Genomic DNA, 5,661 nt, shown 5'->3' with positions numbered 1-5,661 from the left:
GCTGCAGCCCGGCCGCGTCGAGCCTGGCCGTGAAGTCCGGCCGCTCCGGGTCGTAGCCCAGCGCCAGCACCGTGGCCTCGGCGTAGGTCCGGGCGGTCATCAGCTCCCGGTCCATCTTCTCGTCGCCGCGCTTGCCGGCCTGCAGCTCGACCGAGCGGGCGGCGAGCCGGTCGGCCACCAGCCGGGCCAGGTCGGTGTCGCCGCGCACGCGCTTGGCCAGGTCCTCCGCCGAGGACGCGTTGTCGCCCTGCCATTTGCGCAGCGCCCGGTCGACCAGCCGCGCCTGTTCCGCCGCCGTCAGCGCGCCGAGATCGCTGTGGCCCTTTAGGGCCTTGGCCGCGGTCTCGGCACCGTCGTCCTGCCAGAAGCGAAACGTGTGGTCCTTGACCTTGTCGCGGACCCATTCGTCGATCTCGCGCGCCCGCTCCGCCGGCACCGGGGCCTTCGCCCGCTCCACCGCCGCGGCGAAGCCCGCATCCGAACCGCGGGGCTGCGGCGCCCGCTCCCCCTCTCCGCGACGCAACGGCGCCAAGCTCATGCTTCCCTCCCCGACCCGATCGCGGCGAAACGCGGCATCACGGAAGAGGTTCCTAGCGTGACGATCCCCCGGTGCGACCGGCAAATTTGCATGGCTCCCCCGGCATGACGGCAGGCCTCGCCCGCCGGGTAATTATGTTACCTCACGCAACAATATTATCCAACTTGCCGCGACGGCCCGGGACGGCCGCGCGGCGCCCGCCCGGCTCCCCGAGACCCGTCATGAACTGGCACCTGTACGGCACCTTCCTGGTCACCGCGCTGATCCTGAGCGTCACCCCGGGGCCGGTGAACATCCTGGCGCTGTCGCATGCGCTGGCGCTGGGCTGGGTGCGCACGGTGACGACGGTGGCGGGCGCGACGCTGGCGATCGCGATCCAGGCGTCGCTGGCGGTGGTCGGCATCGGCTCGTTCCTGGCGCTGCTGGGCCAGTGGTTCGACCTGCTGCGCTGGGCCGGCGCCGGCTACCTGGTCTATCTCGGCATCCAGCAGTGGCGGGCCCGCGGCGGCATGGCGATCGAGGCCGGTGCCGTCATCCCGGTCGGCGCCCGGTTCTGGAAGGGCTTCCTGATCTCCGCCACGAATCCGAAGACGCTGCTGTTCTTCCCGGCCTTCTTCCCGCAATTCATCGACCCGGCCCTGCCGGCCACGCCGCAGCTGTCGCTGCTGGCCGCCAGCTTCACCGTGGTCGGCTTCCTCGGCATCCTGACCAACGCCGTCGCCGCCCATGCGCTGCGCCGCTGGCTGCAGCAGCCCGGCCGCGCCCGGCTGTGCAACCGCCTGTTCGGCGGCGCCCTGGTCGGGATGGGAGCATCGATGCTGCAGGGTTGAGCCAATCGGTGCGATGCAGCAAAAATCAGACATGAAGCCTTGTCTTCGACATCCGCTTCGCCTGAAATCCCAACAGGCACAGGGGAGTCGTCGCCTTCATGCTGATCGAGCGCGAGGAGCCGCTTGACCGACTGATCGACCTGGCCCGACGCGCCGCGGAGGGGCATGGCGGGACCCTCGTGCTCGGCGGCGAGGCCGGGATCGGCAAGACCGCCCTGCTGCAGGAATTCACCCGCCGCCTGGGCCCCGGCACCCGCGTGCTGTGGGGCGGGTCGGAGGCGCTGTTCACCCCGCGTGCCCTCGGCCCGCTGCAGGACATGGCCCACGCCCTCGGCCCCCGGATGGCGGCGCTGCTGGACCAGACGGCGGCGCCGGAGCGGCTGTTTCCCGCCCTCTTGAACACGCTGCAGGAGGCGGCGGAGACCACGGTGCTGGTGTTCGAGGACGCGCATTGGGCCGACAATGCGACGCTGGACCTGCTGAAATATCTCGGCCGCCGCATGCCGGTGCTGCGGGCGCTCCTGGTGCTGAGCTATCGCAGCGACGAGGTCGGCCCCGACCATCCACTGCGGCAGGTGCTGGGCGACCTGCCGGCCACGGCCGTGCGCCTGACCATGCAGCCGCTGTCGCCCGAGGCCGTGGCCACGCTGGCGCGCCAGGCCGGCCGGCCCGCCGCCGAGCTGCACCGGATCACGGCCGGCAACCCGTTCTTCGTCACCGAGCTGCTGTCCAGCCCGGATGCCGGCCCGAACAGCATCCCGGCCTCGATCCGCGACGCGGTGTGGTCGCGGCTGTCGCGGCTGGCGCCGGAAGAGCGCGAGGCGCTGGAGACGGTCAGCATCGTGCCCGGCAGCGTCGAGCCCTGGCTGGCGCGGGCGCTGCTGGGGCCCAGGGCCGACGCCGCGGTCGACCGCTGCATCGCCCGCGGCATGCTGCTGCGCGACGACCAGGGCGCCATCGGCTTCCGCCACGAGCTGGCGCGGCTGGCCACGCTCGACCAGATCTCCCCCGCCGTGCAGCAGGCGCTGCATGCCCGGGTCGAGGCGGCGATGGCCTATGCCCCGACCGCCCTGGCCGGCGCCTTGCTGCCGCGCCAGGTGCACCATGCCGCGGCGGCGGACGACGGCGGGCGCGTCCTGGCCCTGGCGCCGCAGGCGGCGGCCCAGGCCTCGCGCCTCGGCGCCCATCACCAGGCCGCGGCGCATCTGGCCACCGCACTGCGCTATGCCGGCGAGGCGCCGAAGGCGGTGGCGGCACAGCTACACGAGGACTGGGCCAACGAAGCCGGGCTGGCGCTGCGCATCGACGACACGGTGATCGAGGCCCGGCAGAACGCCATCGCGCTGTGGCGCGAGCTGGGCCGCATGGACAAGGTCGGCCTCAACCTGCGCGCCCTGGCGCGGCTGCTGTGGTCGCGGGGCGAGGTGCGCCAGGCCGGCGCCTGCGTCGATGAGGCGGTGCGCGAGCTGGAGCGCCTTCCCCCGGGACCGGAACTGGCGATGGCCTACAGCGTGCGATCGCAGCTGCACATGCAGCAGAGCCATGTCGACGACGCGGTCAAATGGGGCTGGCGGGCGATGTCCCTGGCCGACCGGCTGGGCGATGTCGAGACCCGGGTGCACGCGCTGAACAACGTTGCCACCGCGCTGCTGTTCGTCGACCGCCCGGGCGGGCGGGAGATGATGGAGGAGAGCCTGGCCCTGGCGCTGCAGCACGGGTTCCGCGAGCACGCCGCCCGGGCCTATATGAACCTCGCCGAGTACGCGGTGACGTTCAAGGACTTCGCCCTGGCCGAGCGGGTGCTGGCCGAGGGCATCGCCTACCAGACCCGGCACGACCTCGATTCCTGGACCCATTACCAGCTCGGCTGGCAGGCCCGGCTGCGGCTGGAGCAGGGCCGGTTCCGCGAGGCCGAGTCGATCGCCGGCGGCGTGGTGGGGCTGGAGCTGCTGGCGCCGACGATCCGCCTGCCCGCCCTGATCGTGCTGGGCCGGGTGCGGATGCGGCTGGGCGAGGCGGATGCCCCTGCCCTGCTGCAACAGGCGCTGCGGCACGCGCAGGAGACCGGCGACCTGCACCTGATCGCGCCGGTGCGCTTCGCCCTGGTCGAGGCGGCCTGGCTGGCGGGCGAGCCGGGCCCGGCCCAGGAGCAGCTGGCCGCCGTGGCGGCGATGGACCTCGACAGCTTCGACCCCTGGGCGCTGGGCGAGCTGGCGGTGTGGTGGCGGCGCTGCGGCATGTCCGCCCCGCTGCCGCCGGCGACGGCGCGGGCCCCGGCGCCGCGCGCGGCCGAGCTGGCCGGCGACCCGCAGGCCGCCGCGGCGGAATGGACGCGCCTGGGCCTGCCCTATGAGGCGGCGCTGGCCCTGACCCGGGTCCAGGGCCCCGAGGCCGGGCCAGCCCTGGCCCGCGCCGTGGCGATGCTGGAGGAGATCGAGGCCCGGCCCGCTGCCCTGCTGGCCCGCCGCGCGGCGCAGCGCCTGGGCGTGGCCGACCAGCTGCCGCGGGCGCGCCGCGGCCCCTACGCCGCCGCCCGCCGCCACCCGCTGGGCCTGACCCGGCGCGAGCTGCAGGTGCTGCGCCTGCTGGCCCAGGGCATGGGCAACCAGGACATCGCCCGCCGCCTGGTGCGGTCGCCGCGCACGGTCGAGCACCATGTCTCGGCGGTGCTGGGCAAGCTGAACGCCAGCAGCCGCATGGATGTCGTCCTGCGCCTGCACAGCGAGCCCTGGCTGCTCTCCGCTGGCGAAAACTAGGTAGTCTCCCCCGCGAAAATTGGGCGGGCGCCCCGAAGCGCGGCCGCTGCGCCGCGCCTAGGGTGGTCTCCACGGCACCGCCCCCGAACATGACGGATCCCGGCGCAGGGCGGCCAACGCGTCGGGCACGGAGGCTCAGGTCATGGCGGGCATCGATAGTGCTGCGGATCTCGACTATTCCCTGACGGCCGACGCCAGCCTGGCGTCGATCCTCTCGACCCGGGCGATCGGCATGGACGCCCTGGCCGGCGGGGACGTCGATGACGACGAGCCGGCCGCGTCCCCGCCCCGCGACGACGGCGACGACGGCATCGAGGACCTGCTCGACTGGCTCGACCTCGGCGTGATCATCGCGGATGCGGCGGCCCGGCCGGTGCGGATGAACCGGCGCGCCGGGGCGATCATCGGGCGGAAGGACGGGCTGTTCGCCACCCCGTTCGGCATCACCACGGCCGTCCCGGAAGAGACCGGCCGGCTGCGCCAGGCCATCGCCGCCGCCCCGGCGGGGGGAACCCGCCTGCGCCTGTCGCGCCCGTCCGGTGCCCCGCCCCTGCTGGTGACGGTGATCCCGGTCCGCGGCGGCGACGCCGCCCGCAGCTGGGTGGCGCTGTTCGTGATGGATCCCGGCGCCGCCGGCACCCCGTCCCCGGCCCTGCTGCAGGAGCTGTTCGGCCTGACCGCGGCCGAGGCCGTGTTCGCCGCCGAGATCAGCCGCGGCGACGGGCTGCAGGCGGTGGCCGAGCGGCTGGCGATCGCCCCGACCACGGCGCGGACCCATCTGACCCGGATCTTCGAGAAGACCGGCACCCGCCGCCAGGCCGAGCTGGTGCGGCTGCTGATGCAATGCGACCGGCTGGCGCCGTGCGGCCGGGCGACGGCATCCGCACATCGCTGAAACGAGCTCCCACAAGCTCCCTCGCCGTCATTGCGAGGAGGCGAAGCCGACGAAGCAATCCATCGTCCCGCACGAGCCGGCATCAGCCTGGATCGCCACGCCCTTCGGGTTCGCGATGACGGTGTGGGGTGGCGAGGGCGGCTCATCCCAGAACCGTCATTGCGAGGAGGCGAAGCCGACGAAGCAATCCATCGTTCCGCGTGAGCGGCACCATGGATTGCTTCGCTGCGCTCGCAATGACGATGTTCGGAATTCCCCAACCCTCATCCCGCACTGGCCCGCGTCAGCTCCTGAGCGGCATCCAGATCTCGACCAGGCCGGTGCCGGCCCAGGGGTCGAAATCCCGGCTGTAGCGTTCGAAGCTCGGCGCGTCGGCGAAGGCGTGGCCGGACTCCGGCAGCCATTGCGTCCAGATCGTGTAATGCGTCGCCCGGATGCGGGAGATGTGGGCGCGGTGCGCGAACACGGCATAGCGCTGGGCTGGGATCCGCACCCGCGACAGCTCCGCCGGCAGGTCGTCGAAGCTGGCGACCTCGACCCCGGCGATATAGTCGAAATTGCCGGCGTCGTCGGTGTTGCAGCAGACGCCGTAGGCGGCGTCGCCGACCTCATTCGGCACATGGGCGATCTGCGGCCCGAAGC

At 73.1% G+C, this 5,661-nt stretch carries 5 protein-coding genes; 3 read left to right on the top strand and 2 right to left on the bottom strand.

The features are described 5' to 3' along the window. Positions 1–538, bottom strand: a 538-nt coding sequence (locus ABDW35_RS31035) for a hypothetical protein (RefSeq protein ID WP_343717708.1), incomplete at its 3' end; no start/stop codon positions are given. Between the two features lie 221 nt (positions 539–759). Between ABDW35_RS31035 and ABDW35_RS31030 the strand changes: the two genes are divergently transcribed. From ABDW35_RS31030 to ABDW35_RS31020, 3 genes are all read left to right on the top strand, one after another. Then, complete coding sequence (locus tag ABDW35_RS31030; RefSeq protein WP_343717707.1) at positions 760–1,368, top strand: LysE family transporter; 609 nt, start codon at positions 760–762, stop codon at positions 1,366–1,368. Between the two features lie 98 nt (positions 1,369–1,466). Then, positions 1,467–4,124: an AAA family ATPase gene (locus tag ABDW35_RS31025; RefSeq protein WP_343717706.1), complete on the top strand. Its 2,658-nt coding sequence runs from the start codon at positions 1,467–1,469 to the stop codon at positions 4,122–4,124. A gap of 142 nt (positions 4,125–4,266) precedes the next feature. Further along, positions 4,267–5,019, top strand: coding sequence for a helix-turn-helix transcriptional regulator (locus tag ABDW35_RS31020; protein ID WP_343717705.1), 753 nt, complete (start codon positions 4,267–4,269; stop codon positions 5,017–5,019). A 283-nt stretch (positions 5,020–5,302) separates the two neighbouring features. Here the strand turns inward: ABDW35_RS31020 and ABDW35_RS31015 are convergent. Next, on the bottom strand, positions 5,303–5,661 hold a 359-nt coding region (locus ABDW35_RS31015; RefSeq protein ID WP_343717704.1), incomplete at its 5' end, for a GyrI-like domain-containing protein.

Source organism: Inquilinus sp. (assembly GCF_039594555.1).
Lineage (GTDB): Bacteria > Pseudomonadota > Alphaproteobacteria > DSM-16000 > Inquilinaceae > Inquilinus.
Note: the sequence above shows the minus strand (reverse complement) of the source record. Positions and strands in the feature narration are given on the sequence as shown.

What these genes read in the sequence shown, in the direction of transcription:
- ABDW35_RS31030 (WP_343717707.1), top strand. Translation starts at nt 760, where the DNA reads ATGAACTGGCACCTGTACGGCACCTTCCTGGTCACCGCGCTGATCCTG.
- ABDW35_RS31025 (WP_343717706.1), top strand. Translation starts at nt 1,467, where the DNA reads ATGCTGATCGAGCGCGAGGAGCCGCTTGACCGACTGATCGACCTGGCC.
- ABDW35_RS31020 (WP_343717705.1), top strand. Translation starts at nt 4,267, where the DNA reads ATGGCGGGCATCGATAGTGCTGCGGATCTCGACTATTCCCTGACGGCC.